Genomic DNA, 22,325 nt, shown 5'->3' with positions numbered 1-22,325 from the left:
CAGCTGTCTCTCTATAGAGCATAGTTCGCTGTCTGCGCGGATAACCTTTTGCGTTAATCATGCCAACTTCTGCCCCCAGGCCCCTGCGCGGCGTGGGGGCAAGTGCGCTACAATTGCGCCTTTTGTACAGTTCAATGATTTTGAAGGAAAACCATGACGTTCAAGGCGCCGGACAGCCTCTCGGAGCAAATCGCCCACTACCTGGCCGAGCGGATTATCCGCGGCGAGCTCAAGCCTGCTGAGCGAATCCAGGAGCAGAAGGTTACCCAAGCGCTGAACGTCAGCCGTGGTTCGGTGCGCGAAGCCTTGCTGATCCTTGAACGTCGCCACCTGGTGACCATCCTGCCGCGCCGTGGCGCCCATGTCACCGAGCTTGATGAGCATGGGGTGCGTAGCCTGTGCACCCTGATGGGCGAGCTTTACACCCTGTTGGGCAATGCCGTTGCGCAAAACTGGCGCAATGATGGCGACTTGCTGCCTTTCCTGAAAATCCAGCAGCGCCTGACCGCCGCCCTCGAACGTCAGGACATCAAGGCCTTCGTCGAAGAGAGTTTTGCGGTAATGCGCGCCGCGTACCCGTTCGCCAACAATCCGTACCTGCAGGAAACCGTCGAAAACCTGCAGCCGGCCATGAGCCGCGCCTATTACCTGGCGCTGGATCAGCGCAAGGCCGAGATGAGCGACTTCCTGGCGCTGTTCGCCAGCTTGCTCGAGGCCGTGGTGGCACGTGATCAGCCGCGCATTCGTGCCGTGCTGGCCGACTACTGCCAGCGCAGCTGCGAGCTGGTGCTGGCGGCGCTGGCGACTGCCTGAGCATGCGCCTCAAGTGCATTCGTCTGGCCGGGTTCAAGTCGTTCGTCGACCCGACCACGGTCAACTTCCCCAGTAATATGGCGGCAGTGGTCGGGCCCAATGGCTGCGGCAAGTCCAACATCATCGATGCGGTGCGCTGGGTGATGGGCGAAAGTTCGGCCAAGAACCTGCGTGGCGAGTCGATGACCGACGTCATCTTCAACGGATCGACCAGCCGCAAGCCGGTGAGTCAGGCCAGTATCGAGCTGGTATTCGACAACTCGGACAGCACTTTGGTGGGTGAGTACGCCGCGTACGCGGAAATTTCCATTCGCCGCAAGGTCACCCGCGACGGTCAGAACACCTACTACCTTAATGGCACCAAATGCCGGCGTCGTGACATCACCGACATTTTTCTGGGCACTGGCCTCGGGCCGCGCAGCTACTCGATCATTGAGCAGGGGATGATCTCCAAGCTGATCGAAGCCAAGCCGGAAGACCTGCGCAACTTCATCGAAGAAGCGGCGGGGATCTCCAAGTACAAGGAGCGTCGGCGCGAGACCGAGAACCGCATCCGCCGTACCCATGAAAACCTGGAACGCCTGACTGACTTGCGCGAGGAGCTGGAGCGCCAGCTTGAGCGCTTGCACCGTCAGGCCCAGGCCGCCGAGAAGTACAAGGAATACAAAGCCGAGGAGCGCCAGCTCAAGGCGCAACTGGCGGCCTTGCGCTGGCAGGCCCTGGACCAGCAAGTCGCGCAGCGTGAAGGGGTGATCGGTGACCAGGAAGTGGCCTTCGAGGCCCTGGTGGCCGAGCAGCGGAATGCCGATGCCAGCATCGAGCGCCTGCGTGACGGTCATCACGAGCTGTCCGAGCGCTTCAATCTGGTGCAGGGGCGCTTTTATTCGGTCGGTGGTGATATCGCCCGGGTCGAACAAAGCATCCAGCATGGCCAGCAGCGTCTGCGTCAGCTTCAGGATGACTTCAAGGAGGCCGAACGTTCACGTCTGGAAACCGAATCGCACCTGGGGCATGACCGCACCTTGCTCGCCACTTTGGGCGAAGAGCTCGAGCAGCTTGAGCCCGAGCAGGAAATGACCCTGGCCGCCGCTGAAGAGTCGGCGGCGACCCTGGAAGAAGCCGAAGGCACCATGCACGGCTGGCAAGAGCAATGGGACACGTTCAACACTCGTTCCGCCGAGCCGCGTCGACAAGCAGAGGTGCAGCAGGCCCGCATCCAGCAGCTCGAACAGGCCCTTGAGCGTTTGGCCGAGCGCCAGCGCAAACTGGCCGAGGAGCGCGACCAACTTAGCGCCGACCCGGAAGACGCGGCGATTCTCGAACTGAGTGAGCAGGTGGCCAGCAGCGAGCTGGTGCTCGAAGACCTGCAGTTGCAAGAGCACCAGATGGTCGAGCAACTGGAAGCGTTGCGCGAACAACTGCAGCAGGCTGTCCAGGCACAACAACAGGCCCAGGGTGAGGTGCAGCGCCTCGGAGGGCGGTTGGCGTCGCTTGAAGCCTTGCAACAGGCTGCGCTGGAACCGGGCACCGGTACCGCGCAGTGGTTGCGCGAGCAGGGCCTGGAGCAGCGTCCGCGGCTGGCTGAGGGCCTGCGGGTCGAGCCAGGTTGGGAGCTGGCGGTGGAAACCGTGCTCGGCGCCGACTTGCAGGCAGTGCTGGTGGATGATTTCAGCGGCCTTGATCTGGCGACGTTCAGTCAGGGCGATCTGCGCTTGCTTGATGCCAGTGCCGATGGTGCGCGAGTGCCCGGCAGTTTGCTCGACAAGGTTGAAGGGCGCGTTGACCTGGCGCCTTGGCTGGGCCAGGTCCTGCCGGTGGATAACCTTGAGCAAGCATTGGCCCAGCGCAGCCGCTTGGGTGATGGTCAGAGCCTGGTCAGTCGTGATGGCTACTGGGTTGGACGGCACTTTTTACGGGTCAATCGCGCCAGTGATGCCGAAGGTGGCGTCCTGGCTCGTGGTCAGGAACTGGAGCGCCTGGGCCTTGAGCGCCAGGAGCAGGAAGCGGTGCTTGAGCTGCTCGACGCACAGCTTCAGGAGCAGCGTGAACAGCAACAAGAACTGGAAGAGCGCCGTGAGTATGTGCGTCGCCGGGCTCAGGACGAAGCCCGGCAGCAGAGTGAACTCAATGCGCGCTTGTCGGCTGGCAAGGCTCGCGCTGAACAGCTGAGCTTGCGCCGCCAGCGCCTGGAAGAAGAGCTGCTCGAACTGCAGGAGCAACGCGCGGTTGAGAGTGAAAACCTCGGCGAGTCGCGCCTGCAATTGCAGGATGCTCTGGAGCTGATGGCTCAGGACACCGAGCAGCGCGAGCTGCTCCTGGCCCAGCGCGACAGCCTGCGCGAGCGCCTCGATCGAGTGCGTCAGGAAGCTCGTCAGCACAAGGATCATGGCCATCAGCTGGCGGTGCGCCTGGGCTCGCTGCGCGCCCAGCACGACTCAACCCGCCAGGCGCTGGAGCGCCTGGAGCAGCAGGCTGAGCGCCTGACAGAAAAGCGTGAGCAGCTCACGCTGAACCTGGAGGAGGGCGAAGCGCCGCTGGAAGAATTGCGCCTCAAGCTTGAAGAACTGCTGGAAAAACGCATGAGCGTCGACGACGAAATGCGTCAGGCGCGCTTGCACATGGATGAGGCTGACCGCGAGTTGCGTGACGCGGAAAAACGTCGAACCCAGGCCGAGCAGCAAGCTCAGTTGTTGCGTGGCCAGTTAGAGCAGCAGCGTCTGGATTGGCAAGGCCTGAGCGTGCGGCGCAAGACGCTCCAGGAGCAGCTGCAGGCAGATGGCTATGATTTGCAGGGGGTGTTGGCCACCTTGGCCGAGAGCGCCAGCGAGGCCGAGGCCGAGCAGGAACTCGAGCGCATCGATGCCCGCATTCAGCGCCTGGGTGCGATCAACCTGGCGGCGATCGACGAATACCAGCAACAGTCAGAGCGCAAGCGCTACCTGGATGCCCAGGATGCCGATCTGGTCGAAGCCCTGGACACCCTGGAAAATGTCATTCGCAAGATCGACAAAGAAACCCGTACCCGCTTCAAAGATACCTTTGATCAGATAAATGCCGGATTACAGGCACTTTTCCCAAAAGTTTTCGGTGGCGGCAGCGCTTACTTGGAACTGACGGGCGAAGATTTACTCGATACAGGGGTAACGATCATGGCGCGGCCACCGGGCAAGAAGAACAGCACCATCCACCTGCTCTCGGGCGGGGAGAAAGCGCTGACTGCCCTGGCCCTGGTATTTGCCATTTTCAAATTGAATCCGGCACCGTTCTGCATGCTCGATGAAGTCGATGCGCCATTGGACGATGCCAACGTCGGACGCTACGCCCGACTGGTCAAGGAGATGAGTCAGACGGTGCAGTTCATCTATATCACCCACAACAAGATCGCCATGGAGATGGCCGACCAGTTGATGGGGGTCACCATGCACGAACCGGGTTGTTCGCGTCTTGTGGCTGTGGATGTCGAGGAGGCGATGGCCATGGTCGACGCCTGATGAGCGGTTATAAAGCGTGAACCTGTGGTAAATGGCCCTGTCAGTTGCGACAGACGGTGTAAAGTTATCTTTGGTCGTGCTAGCTTAATGTCACTTATTTTTTGCGTGGGTAAAAACGCCTGTCAGAACATAGAGTTGGCGCCACGTTTTAAAGGGGTTTAAACCCTTTATTTTTCAGCATTTTTTACAGAGGCACAGGATTACATGGAAATCGGTCTGCGCGAGTGGCTGATCGTCATCGGCATCATTGTCATTGCCGGTATTCTTTTTGACGGCTGGCGTCGTATGCGCGGCGGTAAGGGCAAGCTCAAATTCCGTCTGGATCGCAGCTTCTCCAATGCCCCGGAAGACGATAACAGTGCCGAATTGATTGGCCAGCCACGGGTATTGGACACCCACAAAGAACCTGAGCTGGACGAGCACGACCTGCCGTCCATGAGTGCTGGGCGCGAGCGTGACAGCAACAACAGCAACAGCAAGTCTAAAAACGCCAAGCGCAAGCGTGGCAGCGAGCCGCAGCAGGGCGACCTGAACCTGGCGGCCGAGCCCCGTGAGCGTGAGCCGGACCTGTTTGCCAGTGTTGACGACGATTACCCGGACGAAACCCGCAGCAATGGCCCTGCCTTTGGCGCCAGCGAAGTCCGCGACCTGCCGCCTGTTGAAGAGGTGCTGGTGATCAGCGTGATTTCCCGTGACGAAGGCGGCTTCAAGGGTCCGGCCCTGCTGCAAAACATCCTTGAAAGCGGTCTGCGTTTCGGTGAAATGGATATCTTCCACCGTCACGAAAGCATGGCCGGTAACGGCGAAGTGCTGTTCTCGATGGCCAACGCGGTCAAACCTGGTGTGTTTGACCTGGACGATATCGACCACTTCAGCACCCGGGCAGTGAGTTTCTTTCTCGGCCTGCCGGGTCCGCGTCATCCCAAGCAGGCTTTCGACGTCATGGTCGCTGCCGCGCGCAAACTTGCCCATGAGCTCAACGGTGAGCTCAAGGATGACCAGCGCAGCGTAATGACCGCGCAGACGATTGAGCACTATCGTCAGCGTATCGTCGAGTTCGAGCGCCGTGCGCTGACTCAGAAACGCTAAAGGCATCGCCGGCAAGGCCAGCTCCCACCATGATGGTGTGCAACACTCTCCTGTGGGAGTCGGCCTTACCGGCGATGGAAACACTGCTGATAGTAAAGACATGCCCCAAAGAGCAGCCCAGGCTGCTCTTTTGCTTTGCAAGAGAATTGAACGATGACCGCCGAATCCCGAATCCTCGAACTGCGTGCCGAACTCGACCAGCACAACTATCGCTACTACGTGCTTGATGAGCCCAGCGTTCCGGACGCCGAATACGACCGCCTGTTCAATGAACTCAACGCCCTGGAGGCTGAGCACCCTGAACTGGTCACGACAGATTCGCCAACCCAGCGTGTCGGTGGCAGCGCCTTGTCGGCCTTCAGCCAGGTGCGTCATGAAGTGCCGATGTTGAGCCTGGGTAACGCCTTCGAAGAAAATGACCTGCGCGAGTTCGACCGGCGGGTGGTCGAAGGCCTGGACCTACCCGCGGGTGATCTGTTCGGTGGGGCGGCAGCGGTGGATTACAGTTGTGAGCCCAAGCTCGATGGCCTGGCCGTCAGTCTGCTGTATCGCGATGGCCAGCTGGTACAGGGCGCCACCCGTGGTGACGGCACAACCGGTGAAGATATCAGTGTCAACGTGCGCACCGTGCGCAACATTCCCCTCAAGCTGCAAGGCGAGGGTTGGCCAGCTGTGCTCGAAGTGCGCGGCGAGGTTTACATGTCCAAGGCCGGTTTCGAGCGCTTGAACCAGGCGCAGATCGAGGTGGGCGGCAAAACCTTCGCCAACCCGCGCAACGCTGCGGCGGGCAGCCTGCGTCAGTTGGATTCGAAAATCACCGCCAGCCGCCCACTGGAGTTTTGCTGCTATGGCCTGGGGCAGGTATCGGCGCCGCTGGCTGACACTCATATTGGCACCCTCGAGCAACTCAAGGCCTGGGGTCTGCCGATCAGTCGTGAGCTGCGTCATGCCGCCGGCGTAGCAGAGTGTCTGGAGTACTACCGCGATATCGGCGCGCGCCGCAACGACCTGCCGTATGAGATCGATGGCGTGGTGTTCAAGGTCAACAGCCTGGCCTCGCAGCGCGAGCTCGGCTTCCGTGCCCGTGAGCCGCGCTGGGCGATTGCCCACAAGTTTCCGGCCATGGAGGAGCTGACCGAAGTGCTCGATGTGGAGTTCCAGGTCGGACGTACCGGCGCGGTCACCCCGGTGGCGCGGCTCAAGCCAGTGAAGGTGGCTGGCGTTACCGTGTCCAATGCGACCTTGCACAACATGGATGAAGTGGCGCGTCTGGGGTTGATGATTGGCGATACGGTCATCATTCGCCGGGCGGGCGACGTCATTCCGCAGGTGATGCAGGTTGTCACAGAACGGCGTCCTGACGATGCCCGGCCGGTGCACATTCCTACTCAATGTCCGGTGTGTGGCTCGCAGGTTGAGCGTACTCAGTTGATCAAGCGCAGCAAGGGCAAGGAAACTGTCAGCGAAGGCGCAGTGTATCGTTGCGTTGGGCGTTTGGCTTGTGCCGCGCAACTCAAGCAGGCGATCATTCACTATGTCTCGCGGCGTGCCATGGACATCGAAGGGCTGGGCGAAAAAAGCGTCGAGCAGTTGGTCGATGAAGGCTTGATTCGTTCCCCGGCTGATCTCTATCAGTTGACCTTCGAACAGGTTGTCGAGCTGGAAGGCTTTGCCGAGTTGTCGAGTAAGAACCTGCTGGCAGCCATTGCCGCCAGCAAGCAGCCAAGCCTTGCACGCTTCATCTATGCCCTGGGTATCCCGGATGTGGGTGAAGAGACGGCCAAGGTTCTGGCGCGCTCCCTGGGCTCATTGCAACGGGTCATGGCGGCGTTGCCGCAGGTCCTGACCTACTTGCCGGATATTGGCCTGGAAGTGGCGCACGAGATCCATAGCTTCTTTGAAGACGAGCACAACCGTACGGTCATTGCCCAGTTGCTTGAGCGTGGGCTGCAGTTGCAGGACGAGGGCGAACTGGGCGCTGAGTTCGCGGCCAGTACCACCCTGGCCGGGCTGATCGCCAAACTGGATATTCCTTCGGTGGGCCCCACCGGTGCCGAGAAACTGGTGGCCAAGCTCGACAGCCTGGAAAAGATCATCGCCGCCGACGGCATCGACTTGCGCCAGGCGCTGGCGGCCAAGCAGGCCGATGCCGTGCGCAGCTATTTCCAGGAACCGGCCAATGCGGCGCTGGCCCTGGCGATCGAGGCGCAGTTGCGTGAGTTCGGCATGCACTGGAGCTGTGAAAAGAAAGTTGCCGCCGGCTTGCCGCTGGCCGGTCAGACCTGGGTCTTGACCGGGTCGCTGGAGCGCATGAGTCGCGATGTCGCCAAGGACAAACTGGAAAGTCTTGGCGCCAAAGTGGCAGGCTCGGTGTCAGCCAAAACCCACTGCGTGGTCGCAGGGCCTGGCGCCGGCTCGAAGTTGGCCAAGGCCAACGAGCTGGGGCTCAAGGTGCTGGACGAGGATGCCTTCGTGAGCTTTCTGGCTGAGCAGGGTATCAGCCTCTAAGGGCGGCCGCTCGCGGCGGTAGTGATGGTCTAGTCTTGGCAGCAGCCAGGAGGGATCATCATGTACCGCTTTTTCGAACAGCTGGGCGCCAGGATCGCGGCGTCCTTTGTCAGTCGCGAGCAACGACCGGGCCGGGTCTGGCAATGTCAGTGCGGGCAGTCGGTGTTCTTTCGCAACAGCCAGTGTCTGGCTTGCCATGCGGCATTGGGTTATTGGCCTCAGGGCAACCGGGTGGCCAGCCTGTCGGCAGGATCGGGTGAGGGGCTGTGGTCGCTCGATGGCGAGCCTGCAGCTGGGTTGCTGCGGCGTTGCGCCAATCTTGATACGCCGGCGGCCTGCAACTGGCTGCTGGCCGCTGACGAGCCTCACAGCCTGTGTCTGGCCTGTCGTCTGAATCGGACCATCCCTGATCTTTCGCTTGCTGAGAACCACCCGCGCTGGCGCAAGCTGGAAACCGCCAAGCGCCGTTTGACGGCGCAACTGCTGCACCTGGGGCTTGCCGTTGAACCGAAAAGCGACCACTGCCCCCAAGGTCTGGCCTTTGACTTCATCGGTGTCGACCTGGAAGGCAAAGCGCCTACCACCGGCCATGCCAATGGCTTGATCACCCTGGATGTGCGCGAGGCTGACGATGATTGGCGTGAGCACGTGCGGGTGCAATTGCACGAGCCTTATCGCACCTTGCTTGGCCATTTGCGTCATGAGGTCGGGCACTACTACTGGGATCGCCTGGTCGCCGATAGCGATTGGCTGGACGCGTTTCGAGCGCTGTTCGGCGATGAACGCCAGAGTTACGCCATGGCGCTGGAGCGCCATTATCAACAGGGTGCGCCGAGTGATTGGGCACAGGCCCATGTCAGCGCCTACGCGACCATGCACCCTTGGGAAGACTGGGCGGAAACCTGGGCGCATTACCTGCACATGACCGACGCCCTGGACACCGCCTTGGCCCTGGGCATGAATGCCAGCAGCCTGGACCTTGACTATCCACCGTTCCAGCGTGAAGACCTGTACCGTCCTGACGACCCTCAGGGTGAGCGCTTCTTGGTGTTCCTCAATGCCTGGGTCGAGTTGTCGGCGATGCTTAATGAACTGTCGCGCAGCATGGGTCAGGTGGATTTCTACCCCTTCGTGCTGAGCAAACCGGTGGTGGCCAAGCTGCACTTCATCCACTTGTGCATTACCCAGCAGGCGCCGTCAGCACTGGGCGAGGAGGGTGCCCTTTAGTGTCGGAGCAGAGCCAAGTCATTGAGTGGTGATGGTTTTTTTTGCATTAGTGGTTGTAACTTCACTTGATGCCGGTACAATGGCGCGGCTCGTCGCCAGATGAGCAGCGTTATGGTGACCCCATCGGTCCCTCCGCATCGATCAACCGTGAACCCGGTCAGGCCTGGAAGGGAGCAGCCGCAGCGGTGACATTGAGTGCCGGGGTGTGGCTGGTGGGGTTGCCACCTATCTCTAAGCCATGCGCTTGTTCCTTTTTTAGCTCTCTTGTTTTCTAATCATTGCTCAGTGGACGTACTGTAGCCTCTGCTTGTGTCCGGCTATCAGGTGCTGCCGTATGGCGCTTGATCATCTGCTCAACCTCTCCTGACATCTTCATTTTCAACAAACTACGAAGAATATGCTGCGTAGGGACCTCAGGATCATTTCGCACGTAACAGCTCAACGCCTGTTCCTCCAGCGGTGCCACAGGCTTCAACTGTTGGGCTTGGGGTAGCGAGCGATTGAACCAATCCAGACTCATCTGACTGCTGACCGCGTAACGATAGCGCCCAGCCTGCAGCTTTTGCAGCACTTGAAGTTGGCTTCGAGCGTCATCGCGGATGAAGTGGCCGTTATCGAATTGCGCTTGTAACGTCGGATAGTGGAAGCCAAGCACGGTGCCAATGACCTGGTGGGGAAGGTCCGCGATCTTGATCGGTGAGGCCTGTCGATCCAGGGTAACCAGCATGTCTCGCTGCTGGAACAGCGGCACGCTCCAGCTGTAATCACCTGACAGTCCTCCGGTCCAGGACGGCATGACGAAGCAACGCACGTCGACGATGCCGCGCTCCATCGCCGGTTGCAGGCGCAGGCGCGGCAGCACGTGGTATGCAGGGCGACGCTGGACGCTGGCCGCCAGGCTGTTCATCAGGTCGAACATGATGCCTTCAACCGGCCGGTTGTTTTCCAGGCGTATCAGCGGCATGGTCCAGCTGTCGGCAATGGCAAAACGCAAAGGCGCTGGCTCATGCGCCGGCAGGTAGCCGATGTACAGCATCAACAAGCTTAAAACCCAGCGCATCAACTTCTCCCTGCGTGGTATCAGCAATCTGGCGAACAAAGCTGGGCGATGGACTGCATAGCGGATGCAATTTCAGGCCTGCTCCGCTAGGATTAGCGGTCTTTGGTCTATCTATTTGACGGTTTTCGATGAGTTATCAGGTTCTTGCACGTAAATGGCGTCCGCGCTCGTTCCGCGAAATGGTCGGCCAGACCCATGTGCTCAAGGCTTTGATCAACGCACTGGACAACCAGCGTCTGCACCATGCCTACCTGTTTACTGGCACGCGTGGGGTGGGCAAGACTACCATCGCGCGGATCATCGCTAAATGCCTGAACTGCGAAACCGGCATTACCTCGACCCCCTGCGGTACCTGTTCGGTGTGCCGGGAGATCGACGAAGGGCGCTTTGTTGACCTGATCGAGATCGACGCCGCCAGCCGCACCAAGGTCGAAGACACCCGCGAGCTGCTCGATAACGTGCAGTACGCCCCGAGCCGTGGGCGCTTCAAGGTCTACCTGATCGACGAAGTGCACATGCTCTCCAGTCACTCGTTCAACGCCTTGCTCAAGACGCTGGAAGAGCCGCCGCCCTACGTCAAGTTCATCCTCGCCACCACCGATCCACAGAAGCTGCCAGCGACCATTCTGTCACGCTGCCTGCAGTTCTCTCTGAAGAACATGACCCCCGAGCGGGTGGTCGAGCACTTGAGCCATGTACTCAGTGCCGAGAACGTTCCGTTTGAAGACGACGCGCTGTGGTTGCTGGGGCGCGCAGCCGACGGCTCGATGCGCGACGCCATGAGCCTGACCGACCAGGCTATTGCCTTTGGTGAAGGCAAAGTGCTGGCTGCGGATGTGCGCGCTATGCTCGGCACACTCGATCATGGCCAGGTCTATGGCGTGCTGCAGGCGTTGCTCGAGGGTGATGCCCGAGCCTTGCTTGAAGCAGTGCGCCATTTGGCCGAGCAGGGACCGGACTGGAGCGGTGTGCTGGCCGAGATGCTCAATGTGCTGCATCGCGTTGCCATTGCCCAGGCACTCCCTGAGGCTGTTGACAACGGCCAGGGCGATCGTGACCGGGTATTGGCCCTGGCTCAGGCACTGCCAGCCGAAGACGTGCAGTTTTACTATCAGATGGGCTTGATCGGCCGCCGCGACCTGCCATTGGCGCCCGACCCGCGCGGTGGCTTCGAAATGGTCCTGCTGCGCATGCTGGCGTTCCGGCCTGCCGATACCGACGACGCGCCGACCCCGGTGCTAAAGCCAGTGGGGATCAGCCAGGCCACAGCTGATTCGGCAATGACGGTGGCAGCGGCCAGTGCAGTTGCGCCTGTCGCGATTGCGCCGCCCGTTGTCGAACCTGCGCCCGCTGCGCCTGCGCCGGAGCCGGTTGCTGAGCCTGAACCCGTGCCCGCACCTGTCGAGGTCAAGGCTGAGGCGCCCGAGCCGGTCGTTGACCTGCCATGGAATGATCCTGCCCCAGTTGCAGCTGTCGTCACACCTGAACCTGAGGTGGCGCCTGAGCCCATTGTGGAGTTGCCTCCGGCCCCCTCCGTGCAAGCTGGGGAGGCTGTTCGCCAGGACGAGCCGCCCCACGATGACAACGTGGGCTACAGCCCGGCTGGGATGGAGCGCGACGACGAGCCGCCGCTGGACGAAGACTACTACGAGCCGGAGATGGATCCGGCCAGCTACAGTTACCTGGATGAACTGGCGATCGAGCATGTGCACGAGGAGGTTGCGGCCGTTGCGCCCGAACCGATGCCTGCGGCGATGCCAGCGACTGGTCTGGCGTTGCAATGGCTGGAATTATTCCCGCAGTTGCCGATCTCCGGAATGACCGGCAGTATCGCCGCCAACTGTACGTTGATTGCTGCCGAAGGTGATGATTGGCTGCTGCACCTGGATCCCGCCCATAGCGCACTGTTCAATGCCACTCAACAGCGACGCCTGAATGATGCCTTGAACCAGCATTTCGGGCGTACCCTGAAGCTGTCCATCGAACTGATTCGCCCGGAGCAGGAAACACCGGCCCAGGCAGCATCGCGCAAGCGTGCCGAGCGTCAGGGCGAGGCAGAGGCGTCGATTGAAGCGGACCCGCTCATCCAGCAAATGATCAAGCAGTTTGGTGCAATGGTGCGACACGATACCATTGAGCCTGTAGACGCTCCGTTAGCTCAGGGCGACTGACCGAATGACACAAGCGGCCCGGGCCCGACCCGCGCCGCATCCCGTAAGACTAAATTTGAGGTGATCCCCATGATGAAAGGTGGCATGGCCGGCCTGATGAAGCAGGCCCAGCAGATGCAAGAAAAAATGGCCAAGATGCAAGAAGAGCTGGCCAACGCCGAAGTCACCGGTCAATCGGGCGCAGGCCTGGTGAGCGTGGTGATGACCGGTCGTCACGACGTTAAGCGCATCAGCCTGGACGACAGCCTGATGCAGGAAGACAAAGAAGTACTGGAAGACCTGATCGCTGCCGCCGTCAACGACGCCGTGCGCAAGGTCGAGCAGAACAGCCAGGAAAAAATGGGCGGCATGACCGCTGGCATGCAGCTGCCACCAGGCTTCAAAATGCCGTTCTAAGGCAGCTTCTGTATTACCTTCGGTGGGAGCGCGGCTGCAGGGCTGTTGCTCCCATCGTCGTTTTTCCCGTGCTTATTGAATATCCAGGTTAATCCCCATGAGCTTCAGTCCCCTGATTCGCCAACTGATCGATGCCTTGCGTACCTTGCCCGGTGTCGGCCAGAAAACCGCTCAGCGCATGGCGCTGCAGTTGCTTGAGCGCGACCGCAGCGGTGGCGTGCGTCTGGCCCAGGCCTTGAGCCAGGCCATGGAAGGGGTCGGCCATTGCCGTCAGTGCCGAACATTGACTGAGCAGGAATTGTGCCCGCAGTGCGCCGACACGCGCCGTGACGACGCGCTGCTGTGCGTGGTTGAAGGGCCGATGGATGTCTATGCGGTGGAGCAGACGGGCTACCGTGGCCGCTACTTCGTGCTCAAGGGGCACCTGTCGCCACTCGACGGTCTGGGGCCAGACGCTATCGGCATTCCGCAATTGATGGCGCGTATTGAAGAACAGGGCACCTTTGCTGAAGTAATCCTGGCCACCAACCCGACGGTGGAAGGCGAAGCGACGGCCCATTACATTGCGCAGCTGCTGGCCGACAAGGGCCTGGTTGCTTCGCGCATCGCTCATGGTGTGCCATTGGGCGGAGAGTTGGAGCTGGTCGACGGCGGGACGCTGGCGCATTCCTTTGCCGGGCGTAAACCAATCTCGTTGTAAGCAACAGTGCTCCTTGTAGCCGCTGCCGTGAGGCTGCGATCGGGCGTGAAACGGCCGCAAAGCCTGACCGCCGCGATTTGCCTGGCCGAGTGGGCTAACCGAGTTGCGACTGCTCTGCAGTCGATCGCAGCCTCGTGCGTCGGCAGTGGCTACAGCAAGTCGCTGCCTTAGCGCTCGCTCAGGGAAAACTCGGTCAGGCAAAAAGTCGGCACGCCAGCGGCATTCAATCGTTGTGAGCCACTGAGCTCCGGCAGGTCGATGATTGCCGCTGCCTCGAACACGTGTGCACCCATGCGGCGCACCAGGCTGGTGGCGGCCAGGAGGGTGCCACCGGTAGCGATAAGGTCATCGAAAATCAGCACCGAATCACCTTCGCACAGACTGTCGGCGTGCACTTCCAGGAAGGCTTCACCGTATTCGGTCTGGTAGCCTTCGGCGAGCACGTCAGCGGGCAGTTTGCCCTGCTTGCGGAACAGGATCAGCGGCTTGTTCAATTGGTGGGCAATGATCGAACCGATCAGGAAGCCACGGGCATCCATGGCACCGATATGGCTGAATTCAGCCTCGACATAGCGCTCGATGAAGGCGTCAGCCACATGACGCAGGCCCCGCGGGGACTGGAACAGCGGGGTGATGTCGCGAAAGATCACGCCGGCTTTGGGGAAATCCGGTACCGGGCGGATCAGGGCTTTGAGGTCGAAGGTATCGCTGTGCATGAGGCGGGTATCCTGAAAAACGAATGCCCGCCAGTATACCCTTATCCCGTGGTCTCAGCTGTCCAGCGCGCCACCGGCCAGTGCGCACAGCTGGATCGGGTCGAGGATATGGATTTCCTTGCCTTCGGCGGCGATCAGGCCGTTTTGCTGGAAGCGGGTGAAAACCCGTGAAACAGTTTCCACCGCCAGCCCGAGGTAATTGCCGATTTCGTTGCGCGACATACTCAAGCGGAATTGATTGGCCGAATAACCACGGGCACGGAAGCGTGCCGAGAGGTTGACCAGGAAGGTGGCGATACGCTCGTCGGCGGTTTTCTTCGACAACAGCAGCATCATTTGCTGGTCATCGCGAATCTCCCGGCTCATCACCCGCATCAACTGGCGGCGCAGTTGTGGCAGTTGCACGGACAGTTCGTCGAGGCGTTCAAAGGGGATTTCACAGACCGAAGTGGTTTCCTGGGCCTGGGCCGATACTGGGTAGGCTTCGGTGTCCATGCCAGACAGGCCGACCAGTTCGCTAGGCAGGTGGAAGCCGGTGATCTGTTCTTCACCACCATCACTCAGGCTGAAGGTTTTCAGCGCGCCGGAGCGCACGGCATAGACCGAAGCGAAGCTGTCACCCTGACGGAAAAGAAATTCGCCTTTCTTCAGCGGTCGCCCGCGTTTGACGATTTCATCCAGTGCATCCATGTCTTCCATGTTCAATGACAATGGCAGACACAGAGGCGCCAGGCTGCAATCCTTGCAATGGGCCTGGTTGTGAGGGCGCAGTTTGACTGGCTCGGACATTTCTTCATTCCTTGGTGTAAAGCACACATAAGCCGTAAGGATAACTCAGGGCGTGGAGTTTCGGCCAGTCCGCACCCGGGTAGGGTGCGCTGGTTGAGGTGCGGCGTATCGTCCGACCTCCAATAAACATAGTGTGCTTTACAAGTATGACTGTAAACAGCGTCCGTGGCGGAGGGGTCAGATGACCCGAGAGAATCGTTGTTGATTGTGTTGTCCGAGGTAGGCGTCGAAGACCATACAGACCGAGCGTACCAGCAGACGCCCAGCGGGCAGTATCTGGATGCCCTGATTGCTGAGGTTGATCAGGCCATCGTTGTGCATTGCTTGCAGCGCTGGCCACTGGTCCTTGAAGTAGCCGCGAAAATCGATGGTGAACTGCTGTTCAATGGTGTCGAAATTCAGTTCGAAATGACAAATCAGTTGCTGGATCACCGCGCGCCGCAGACGGTCGTCTGCGCTGCAGATCAGGCCGCGACTGGTGGCAAGCTGGGCGCTGGAGAGGGTGTCCTGGTAGTTGTTCAGGTCACTGGTGTTCTGGCAATAGAGGTCACCGATCTGGCTGATGGCTGAAACCCCGAGGCCAATCAGGTCGCAATGACCGTGGGTGGTGTAGCCCTGGAAATTGCGCTGCAGGGTCGATTCTTCCTGGGCGATGGCCAGCTCATCATCGGGCAGGGCGAAATGGTCCATGCCGATATAGCGGTAGCCTGCGGCGGTCAGTTGTTCGATGGTTCTTTCCAGCATCTCAAGCTTGGTGGCGGGGGCGGGTAGGTCGTTGCTGTCGATACGCCGCTGCGGCATGAAGCGCTCTGGCAGGTGGGCATAATTGAACACCGACAAGCGGTCCGGTTGCAGCTTGATCACTTCTTCCACGGTGCGGGCGAAACCTTCCGGGGTCTGCTTGGGCAGGCCGTAGATCAGGTCGAGGTTGATCGAGCGAAACTGTAGCGTACGTGCGGCATCGATGATCGCCCGGGTCTGCTCCAGGGTTTGCAGGCGGTTGATCGCCCGTTGCACCGCCGGATCAAGGTCCTGAACGCCAAGGCTGACGCGGTTGAACCCCAGCTCGCGGAGTAGGCCCATGGTCGGCCAGTCGGCCTCGCGCGGGTCGATCTCGATACCGTAATCGCCGGAATCATCGTCCAGCAGGTTGAAATGCTGGCGCAAGTGCGCCATCAGTTGGCGCAGTTCGACGTGGCTGAGAAACGTCGGAGTGCCGCCACCAAAGTGCAGTTGTTCGACGCTCTGCTTGGGGTCCAGGTGACAGGCGATCAGCTGGATTTCTTGCTCCAGGCGTTGCAGGTAGGGCTGGGCGCGGGCGCGGTCTTTGGTGATGACCTTGTTGCAGGCGCAGTAATAGCAGATGTTGGCGCAGAACGGCACATGCACGTAGAGCGACAGCGGGCGCACGGCACGGCGGCTGTCGCGCAGGGCGTGCAGCAGATCGAAGGAGCCCACTTCGCTGTGCAGTTGCACCGCGGTTGGGTAGGAGGTGTAGCGTGGGCCTGACAGGTCGTAGCGACGGATCAGGTCGGAGTCCCAACGGAGTGCGTCGAGCATGTGGGCAGTCCCCAGAATAAGCAGCAATGTGCGAATTCTAGGGGGGTGGGGCGTTGCCCATCTTGATTTGTATCAACAGCGCTTTAGTGGCCCATCAGCCAGTGCTGGTGTGGCCCAGGCAGGGTCCATAGGCCAAACAGGATTACCAGCAAGCCGCCGGCAATGCGCACACCACGTTTACGCAGCAAGGCATTGGTGCGTTCGGCGGCAAGCCCGGTAGCCAGTAGGACAGGCCAGGTGCCGAGTCCGAAGGCCAGCATCAGCAGCGCACTGTCGATCGCATTACCCTGGCTTGCAGCCCAAAGCAGGGTGCTGTACACCAAACCACACGGCAGCCAGCCCCACAAGGTGCCCAGCAGCAGCGCGCGCGGCAGGCTGGAGACCGGTAGCAGGCGGTTGGCCATCGGCTGGATATGTCGCCACAGTCCGCGCCCGAGGCGCTCGATGCGGGTCAGGCCACTCCACCAGCCGGCCAGGTATAAGCCCATACTGATCAACAGTAGCGCGGCGACCACGCGCATAGCCACGGCAATCGGGCTGTTGGCCAGTGCCCAGCCCGCCAGTCCCAGCAGCAGGCCGGCGACGGCATAGCTAAGAATGCGGCCAAGGTTGTAAGCCAGCAGCAGGCGAAAACGCTGGCTGCGCTGTTCTTTGGGAATGGCCAGGGTCAAAGCGCCCATCAGGCCGCCGCACATGCCCAGGCAGTGACCGCCGCCCAGCAGGCCAAGGATCAGTGCCGAGCTGAGCAGGGGGAGCAGTTCAAGCACGGGGCGGTGCACCGTCGTCAGGTTTCTTGCCGTCGGCTTCGTCCATGGCGGCGGTGTGCTGTGGGTCCTGATCGTCAAACAGAATGCTGTGGGCCGGGCCGTCGAGGTCGTCGTACTGACCGCTGTCCACCGCCCAGAAGAAGATGTAGACCGCGATGGCGACGATCAGAAGTGCAGCCGGGATCATGATGTAAAGCGCGGGCATGGTGACTCCTGATCAGACCGTGGCGGGGTGTGAGGTGCGGGGTTCGGCACCGGTGCCGGCCACTGTGCTGAGGCGGGTCAGGCGCAGGGCATTAAGCACCACGATCAGCGAACTGACCGACATGCCAATCGCTGCCCAGATCGGGGTGATCCAGCCAAGGGCGGCAAACGGCAACATCAGGCCATTATACAGCGCTGCCCACAGCAGGTTCTCGATAATGATCCGGCGTGTACGTCGGGCCAGGCTGAACGCCTGAACCAGGGCGTCGAGGCGATTGGACAGCAGCACGGCATCGGCACTGGTCTTGGCCAGGTCGGTGGCTGAGCCCATGGCGATACTGATGTCGGCGGCGGCAAGCACCGGTACATCGTTGACCCCATCGCCTAGCATCAGCACTTTGTGTCCTTGCTGTTGCAGGGCTTTGAGTTTTTCCAGCTTGTCGTCCGGGCGTAGGCCGCCGATGGCCTGGTCGATCCGCAGCTCGGCGGCCACACTCTGCACCATTGGCGAACTGTCGCCAGACAGCAGCAGGGTCTGCCAGCCGCGCGCGCGGCAGGCGTCGAGCAGATCGGCAGCGTCGCTGCGCAGGCGATCATCGAGTACCAGCCAGGCCAGGGCACCGCGGGCGTCGCCCAGCAGCAGCCATTGTCCGGCCTCGGCAGGCATTGCTGGCGTCGCGGCGCCGCTCAGGGCGCAGACGTAACCCGGTTCGCCAATGCGCAGGCGTCGCCCTTGCACCACACCTTCCAGGCCCAGGCCCGGCTCGGCCTGTACCTCATCGGCGGGGACGCTGGCGCGGCCAAAGGCGCGAGCAATCGGATGTTCAGAGCGATTTTCCAGGGCTGCGGCGAGCATCAGACACTGGTCGGCGTCAGCGTCGGCCAGCGGGCGAATGCTGCGCAAGGTCAGGCGGCCTTCGGTGAGCGTACCGGTCTTGTCGAAGATCACCGTGTCGATCTGGTTCAGGCCCTCAAGGACATGGCCGCGGGTCAACAGTAAACCGAGCTTGTGCAAGGTGCCGGTGGCGGCGGTCAATGCCGTTGGGGTCGCCAGCGACAGCGCGCATGGGCACGTGGCAACCAGCATGGCCAAGACGATCCAGAACGCCCGGGACGGGTCCAGTTGCCACCAGAGCAGGCCGATGGCGGCAGCGGCGATCAGTGAGAGCAGCAGGAACCATTGCGAGGCACGGTCGGCAATTTCCGCCAGGCGTGGCTTTTCCGATTGTGCCCGTTCCAGCAGACGGACAATGGCGGACAGGCGCGTGTCTTGCCCCAAGGCCTGGACTTCAACGGTCAGTGCGCTTTCCACGTTCAGGGTTCCAGCGGTCACCGCATCGCCCGCGCGCCGGGCCTGCGGCAGGTATTCACCGGTCAGTAGCGATTCGTCGACACTCGATTGGCCACTGACGATGCGTCCATCGGCAGGGACCACATGGCCGGGTTGAATCAGTACGCAGTCACCCAGTTTCAGTTCGCTCAGCAGGATCCGCTCGCTCTGGCCGGCAGCCCCCAGACGCAGGCAAGAGGCTGGCAACAGGTTAACCAGCTGCGCGGTGGCGGCGGCAGTGCGTTCGCGGGCGCGGCGCTCCAGGTAACGCCCGGCCAGCAGGAACAGGGCGAACATGCCGACAGCATCGAAGTACAGCTCGCCGCTGCCTGTGATCGCTGTCCAGATACCGGCAATGTAGGCAAGGCCAATAGCCAGAGACACCGAGACGTCCATGGTCAGGTGGCGTGTGCGCAAGTCACGGGCGGCGCCGCGGAAAAACGGCGCACAACTGTAGAAGACGATGGGTGTGGTCAGAAACAGCGCGACCCAGCGCAGAATGGTATGTAGCTCTGGGCTCAGATCGATATTGAACTCCGGCCAGGTGGCCATGGTTGCCATCATTGCTTGGAACCACAGCAGACCAGCGACACCCAGCTGACGTAGGGCGGTACGGTTTTCATTGGCCAGTTGTTCAGCCGCGCGGTCGGCCTGGTAGGGGTGCGCGGCATAGCCGATATGGCGCAATTCGGCCAGTAACTTGGACAGCGGTAACTGGCTGTCGGCCCAGTTGACTTGTAAGCGATGGTTGGACAGGTTCAGCCGCGCTTCAGCCACACCGGGAAGGTTGCGCAGGTGCCTTTCGATCAGCCAGCCGCAGGCAGCGCAGCTGATGCCTTCAATCAACAGGGTGGTTTCGGCCAGCTCGCCCGTGTGACGGACGAAAGGTTTTTGCACATCGGCACGGTCATACAGGGCTAGCTCATCAACCAACTGCTGGGGCAGGGCATCGGGGTTGGCGCTGGCTTCGCTGCGATGTTGGTAATAGCTTTCCAGGTTGCCGGCGACGATGGCTTCGGCCACGGCTTGGCAGCCGGGGCAGCAGAACAGCCTGTCCTGGCCGAGTACCACGGCGGTAAAGTGGCTGCCGGCGGGAACGGGCAGGGCGCAGTGGTAGCAAGGCGTGGGGCTGGTCATGGTGTTCTATCGTTATTCGCAGGTGAATTCATCGCCGGCAAGGCCCGCCCGCACAGAAATGCCTTCGCAGCATTCCTGAGGGAGCGGGCCTTGCCGGCGATGAAGGCGATTCATTTTTCGAGGTGTTCAGCCCCTTGCAGTGCTTCGTCACCGAGCTGCAGGGTAGCACCGTGCTCGACTTTTTCTTCCTCGAACAACCGCCAGACATGCGCGTCCTGGCTGCCCAGCACTTCGACAAAACGACGCCCTTCGACCTTGTCGCTGAGCTGGCCAATGTAGCGCCCGGCTTCGCTTTCGCTCTGGGTCAGGACGATCTTGCGGTCCTTCTCCGGTTGCGTTGGCGAGATCAGGTTCAGCTCGAGGGTCTTAGGCTGGCTGTTACCGCTCAGGCGCAGGTCGACTTCGCCGGTCAACTCATCCAGGTGCACACTGGCCTTGAGGTTGAGCGTTTGGGCCAGCAGTTCGCGGTCCAGTGAGCGGTTGATGCCTTTGCCGGCCTCGTAGTAGTTATCGTTGACCAGGTTGTCCGGATTGTTCACCGCAATGGTCACCATGGTCAGGCTCAGGGTCACCGAGGTGGCCAGTACCCCGATGATGATCCATGGCCAGAGGTGCTTGTACCAGGGGCTGGCAGCTGTTGCAGGAGGCATAGGCGCAGTCTCAGTCTCTTATCGAATTTGTGGGCCGATGAATCGGCTCTTGGCTTCAACCTGGGTGGCGCTGTCGTCAGCGTCCTTGAGGATGAAGGTGACTTCGTTGGTGCTTGATGGCAGCTTTTCCGGGGCCATCGACAGTTGTACCGGCAGGCTGACGATATCGCCGGCAGCGACGCGGATTTCCCGTGCGCCAGCCAGCTGCAGGTCAGGCAGGCCGGCGGCTTCGAGCACGTAGACGTGGTCGCGCTGGTCTTTGTTCATGACTTTCAGGCTGTACACGTTCTCGATCCGGCCTTGGGCGTTTTCACGGTACAGGACACGGTCCTTGCTGACATCGAAGCCCACCAGCGAACGCATCACGAAAGCGCTGGCGAGCAGGGCGATCATGGTCAGCAAGACGACCGCATAGCCAATCAGGCGCGGGCGCAGCATGTGGGTCTTTTGCCCCGAGAGGTTGTGCTCGGTGGTATAGCTGATCAGGCCTTTGGGGTAGTTCATCTTATCCATGATGGTGTCACAGGCGTCGATGCAGGCGGCGCAGCCGATGCATTCGATCTGCAGGCCGTCACGGATGTCGATGCCGGTCGGGCAAACCTGGACGCACATGGTGCAGTCGATGCAGTCACCCAGGCCTTTGGCCTTGTAATCGAGGTCTTTCTTGCGTGGGCCACGGGTTTCGCCGCGACGTGGGTCGTAGGAAACGATCAGGGTGTCTTTGTCGAACATGACACTCTGGAAGCGGGCATACGGGCACATGTACACGCACACTTGCTCACGCAGCCAGCCGGCGTTGCCGTAGGTGGCGAGGGTGAAGAAGCCGACCCAGAAATACGCCCAGCCATCGGCTTGGCCAGTGAAGAACTCCACCACCAGCTCGCGGATCGGCGAGAAGTAGCCGACGAAGGTCATGCCGGTGACAAAGCCGATCAATAGCCACAGGCTGTGTTTGGCCAGCTTGCGCAGAAATTTGTTGCCGCTCATGGGCGCTTTGTCGAGTTTCATGCGCTGATTGCGGTCACCTTCAGTGACCTTCTCGCACCACATGAATATCCAGGTCCAGACACTTTGCGGACAGGTGTAGCCGCACCAGACCCGGCCGGCGAATACGGTGATGAAAAACAGGCCGAAGGCGGCAACGATCAATAGGCCAGACAGCAGGATGAAATCCTGCGGCCAGATGGTTGCACCAAAGATGTAGAACTTGCGCTCTGGCAGGTTCCACCAGACGGCTTGATGCTCGCCCCAGTTCAGCCAGACGGTGCCGAAGTACAGCAGGAACAGCGTGGCGCCGCCGGCCATGCGTAAATTGCGGAACAGGCCGGTGAAGGCCCGGGTGTAGATTTTTTCCCGGGAGGCGTAGAGATCGATGCTGTCCTTGTCTTTATTGGCAGGCGGGGTGACGTCATGTACTGGAATCTGCTTGCTCATCATTGAGTCCCACGGCAGTGGAATTATGCCGCGATCAGTACGTGCCGACCGCAGTCAGAAGTTTATGCTGCTCTAGGGCGCATGATACGCCTGTCCTGCGGGTAGGGGGGATAGGTGCGACTTTTGGCCGCGTTGGGTAATCCGAGGCAATAGTGTATTGGCCTGTGTCAATTGATTCAGGTCATGCCGGAGCAGTCAAAAAGGATCTTCTCGGATTATCGAGGGAAGATGCTGGCGATCCCAACTGTATGAACGGGTCCCTTGTAGCCGCTGCCGTGAGGCA

17 protein-coding genes and 1 other RNA gene are annotated in these 22,325 nt (G+C 60.8%); 9 read left to right on the top strand and 9 right to left on the bottom strand.

Features of this window, described 5'->3' with window-relative positions; all coding sequences use genetic code 11:
* The first annotated feature begins 153 nt into the window (after positions 1 to 153).
* The 6 genes from CX511_RS18235 to ffs all read left to right on the top strand — a co-directional run bounded on the left by CX511_RS18235 (position 154) and on the right by ffs (position 9,346).
* Complete coding sequence (locus CX511_RS18235) at positions 154 to 813, top strand: GntR family transcriptional regulator (protein WP_045188899.1); 660 nt, start codon at positions 154 to 156, stop codon at positions 811 to 813.
* Between the two features lie 2 nt (positions 814 to 815).
* Positions 816 to 4,304 carry a chromosome segregation protein SMC gene (smc, locus tag CX511_RS18230; RefSeq protein ID WP_045188897.1) on the top strand — a complete coding sequence of 1,163 codons (3,489 nt, stop codon included), beginning with the start codon at positions 816 to 818 and terminating at the stop codon, positions 4,302 to 4,304.
* A 204-nt stretch (positions 4,305 to 4,508) separates the two neighbouring features.
* The gene (gene zipA, locus CX511_RS18225) at positions 4,509 to 5,393 is read left to right on the top strand and encodes a cell division protein ZipA (RefSeq protein WP_045188894.1); all 885 of its coding nucleotides are present in this window, start codon (positions 4,509 to 4,511) and stop codon (positions 5,391 to 5,393) included.
* 153 nt (positions 5,394 to 5,546) lie between these two features.
* Positions 5,547 to 7,901, top strand: a complete 2,355-nt coding sequence (ligA, locus tag CX511_RS18220; RefSeq protein ID WP_101293403.1) for an NAD-dependent DNA ligase LigA — start codon at positions 5,547 to 5,549, stop codon at positions 7,899 to 7,901.
* Between the two features lie 60 nt (positions 7,902 to 7,961).
* On the top strand, positions 7,962 to 9,128 hold the full coding sequence (locus CX511_RS18215; RefSeq protein WP_101293402.1) for a zinc-binding metallopeptidase family protein: 1,167 nt from the start codon (positions 7,962 to 7,964) through the stop codon (positions 9,126 to 9,128).
* Positions 9,129 to 9,249: 121 nt separating this feature from the next.
* Positions 9,250 to 9,346, top strand: an RNA gene (gene ffs / locus CX511_RS18210) — signal recognition particle sRNA small type.
* 53 nt (positions 9,347 to 9,399) lie between these two features.
* On the opposite strand, the gene CX511_RS18205 is transcribed toward ffs, so the two are convergent.
* Positions 9,400 to 10,188, bottom strand: a complete 789-nt coding sequence (locus CX511_RS18205; RefSeq protein WP_101293401.1) for a substrate-binding periplasmic protein — start codon at positions 10,186 to 10,188, stop codon at positions 9,400 to 9,402.
* Positions 10,189 to 10,316: 128 nt separating this feature from the next.
* Between CX511_RS18205 and dnaX the strand changes: the two genes are divergently transcribed.
* The 3 genes from dnaX to recR all read left to right on the top strand — a co-directional run bounded on the left by dnaX (position 10,317) and on the right by recR (position 13,455).
* Positions 10,317 to 12,359, top strand: a complete 2,043-nt coding sequence (gene dnaX / locus CX511_RS18200) for a DNA polymerase III subunit gamma/tau (protein ID WP_101293400.1) — start codon at positions 10,317 to 10,319, stop codon at positions 12,357 to 12,359.
* 69 nt (positions 12,360 to 12,428) lie between these two features.
* A complete protein-coding gene (locus CX511_RS18195) occupies positions 12,429 to 12,755 on the top strand; it encodes a YbaB/EbfC family nucleoid-associated protein (RefSeq protein ID WP_028945400.1) in 327 nt (108 codons plus the stop codon).
* 97 nt (positions 12,756 to 12,852) lie between these two features.
* The gene (gene recR, locus CX511_RS18190; protein WP_045188882.1) at positions 12,853 to 13,455 is read left to right on the top strand and encodes a recombination mediator RecR; all 603 of its coding nucleotides are present in this window, start codon (positions 12,853 to 12,855) and stop codon (positions 13,453 to 13,455) included.
* Between the two features lie 167 nt (positions 13,456 to 13,622).
* Here recR and CX511_RS18185 read toward each other — a convergent pair whose 3' ends face one another.
* The 8 genes from CX511_RS18185 to ccoG all read right to left on the bottom strand — a co-directional run bounded on the left by CX511_RS18185 (position 13,623) and on the right by ccoG (position 22,042).
* Positions 13,623 to 14,171: an adenine phosphoribosyltransferase gene (locus CX511_RS18185; RefSeq protein WP_045188879.1), complete on the bottom strand. Its 549-nt coding sequence runs from the start codon at positions 14,169 to 14,171 to the stop codon at positions 13,623 to 13,625.
* A 54-nt stretch (positions 14,172 to 14,225) separates the two neighbouring features.
* A complete protein-coding gene (gene fnrA, locus CX511_RS18180; protein ID WP_045188877.1) occupies positions 14,226 to 14,960 on the bottom strand; it encodes a Crp/Fnr family transcriptional regulator FnrA in 735 nt (244 codons plus the stop codon).
* A gap of 177 nt (positions 14,961 to 15,137) precedes the next feature.
* Positions 15,138 to 16,520, bottom strand: a complete 1,383-nt coding sequence (hemN, locus tag CX511_RS18175; protein ID WP_045188875.1) for an oxygen-independent coproporphyrinogen III oxidase — start codon at positions 16,518 to 16,520, stop codon at positions 15,138 to 15,140.
* An 83-nt stretch (positions 16,521 to 16,603) separates the two neighbouring features.
* Positions 16,604 to 17,287 carry a sulfite exporter TauE/SafE family protein gene (locus CX511_RS18170; RefSeq protein ID WP_101293399.1) on the bottom strand — a complete coding sequence of 228 codons (684 nt, stop codon included), beginning with the start codon at positions 17,285 to 17,287 and terminating at the stop codon, positions 16,604 to 16,606.
* Positions 17,280 to 17,492, bottom strand: a complete 213-nt coding sequence (gene ccoS / locus CX511_RS18165; protein WP_045188870.1) for a cbb3-type cytochrome oxidase assembly protein CcoS — start codon at positions 17,490 to 17,492, stop codon at positions 17,280 to 17,282. Before ccoS ends, CX511_RS18170 begins: the two co-directional genes overlap by 8 nt.
* Positions 17,493 to 17,504: 12 nt before the next feature.
* The gene (locus CX511_RS18160) at positions 17,505 to 19,958 is read right to left on the bottom strand and encodes a heavy metal translocating P-type ATPase (RefSeq protein ID WP_101293398.1); all 2,454 of its coding nucleotides are present in this window, start codon (positions 19,956 to 19,958) and stop codon (positions 17,505 to 17,507) included.
* Positions 19,959 to 20,068: 110 nt separating this feature from the next.
* Complete coding sequence (locus tag CX511_RS18155; protein ID WP_045188867.1) at positions 20,069 to 20,608, bottom strand: FixH family protein; 540 nt, start codon at positions 20,606 to 20,608, stop codon at positions 20,069 to 20,071.
* 18 nt (positions 20,609 to 20,626) lie between these two features.
* Positions 20,627 to 22,042 (bottom strand): cytochrome c oxidase accessory protein CcoG, encoded by a 1,416-nt coding sequence (ccoG, locus tag CX511_RS18150; RefSeq protein WP_045188865.1) that lies wholly within the window; start codon positions 22,040 to 22,042, stop codon positions 20,627 to 20,629.
* Positions 22,043 to 22,325 lie beyond the last annotated feature (283 nt).

It is taken from the genome of Pseudomonas sp. S06B 330 (genome assembly GCF_002845275.2).
Taxonomy (GTDB): domain Bacteria; phylum Pseudomonadota; class Gammaproteobacteria; order Pseudomonadales; family Pseudomonadaceae; genus Aquipseudomonas.
This window is presented reverse-complemented; position numbering and strand designations above follow the sequence as displayed.

Bases quoted from the DNA above. Each gene is read 5' to 3' on its own strand.
- CX511_RS18235 (WP_045188899.1), top strand. From the start codon at position 154: ATGACGTTCAAGGCGCCGGACAGCCTCTCGGAGCAAATCGCCCACTAC.
- smc (WP_045188897.1), top strand. From the start codon at position 816: ATGCGCCTCAAGTGCATTCGTCTGGCCGGGTTCAAGTCGTTCGTCGAC.
- zipA (WP_045188894.1), top strand. From the start codon at position 4,509: ATGGAAATCGGTCTGCGCGAGTGGCTGATCGTCATCGGCATCATTGTC.
- ligA (WP_101293403.1), top strand. From the start codon at position 5,547: ATGACCGCCGAATCCCGAATCCTCGAACTGCGTGCCGAACTCGACCAG.
- CX511_RS18215 (WP_101293402.1), top strand. From the start codon at position 7,962: ATGTACCGCTTTTTCGAACAGCTGGGCGCCAGGATCGCGGCGTCCTTT.
- CX511_RS18205 (WP_101293401.1), bottom strand. From the start codon at position 10,188: ATGCGCTGGGTTTTAAGCTTGTTGATGCTGTACATCGGCTACCTGCCG.
- dnaX (WP_101293400.1), top strand. From the start codon at position 10,317: ATGAGTTATCAGGTTCTTGCACGTAAATGGCGTCCGCGCTCGTTCCGC.
- CX511_RS18195 (WP_028945400.1), top strand. From the start codon at position 12,429: ATGATGAAAGGTGGCATGGCCGGCCTGATGAAGCAGGCCCAGCAGATG.
- recR (WP_045188882.1), top strand. From the start codon at position 12,853: ATGAGCTTCAGTCCCCTGATTCGCCAACTGATCGATGCCTTGCGTACC.
- CX511_RS18185 (WP_045188879.1), bottom strand. From the start codon at position 14,171: ATGCACAGCGATACCTTCGACCTCAAAGCCCTGATCCGCCCGGTACCG.
- fnrA (WP_045188877.1), bottom strand. From the start codon at position 14,960: ATGTCCGAGCCAGTCAAACTGCGCCCTCACAACCAGGCCCATTGCAAG.
- hemN (WP_045188875.1), bottom strand. From the start codon at position 16,520: ATGCTCGACGCACTCCGTTGGGACTCCGACCTGATCCGTCGCTACGAC.
- ccoS (WP_045188870.1), bottom strand. From the start codon at position 17,492: ATGCCCGCGCTTTACATCATGATCCCGGCTGCACTTCTGATCGTCGCC.
- CX511_RS18160 (WP_101293398.1), bottom strand. From the start codon at position 19,958: ATGACCAGCCCCACGCCTTGCTACCACTGCGCCCTGCCCGTTCCCGCC.
- CX511_RS18155 (WP_045188867.1), bottom strand. From the start codon at position 20,608: ATGCCTCCTGCAACAGCTGCCAGCCCCTGGTACAAGCACCTCTGGCCA.
- ccoG (WP_045188865.1), bottom strand. From the start codon at position 22,042: ATGAGCAAGCAGATTCCAGTACATGACGTCACCCCGCCTGCCAATAAA.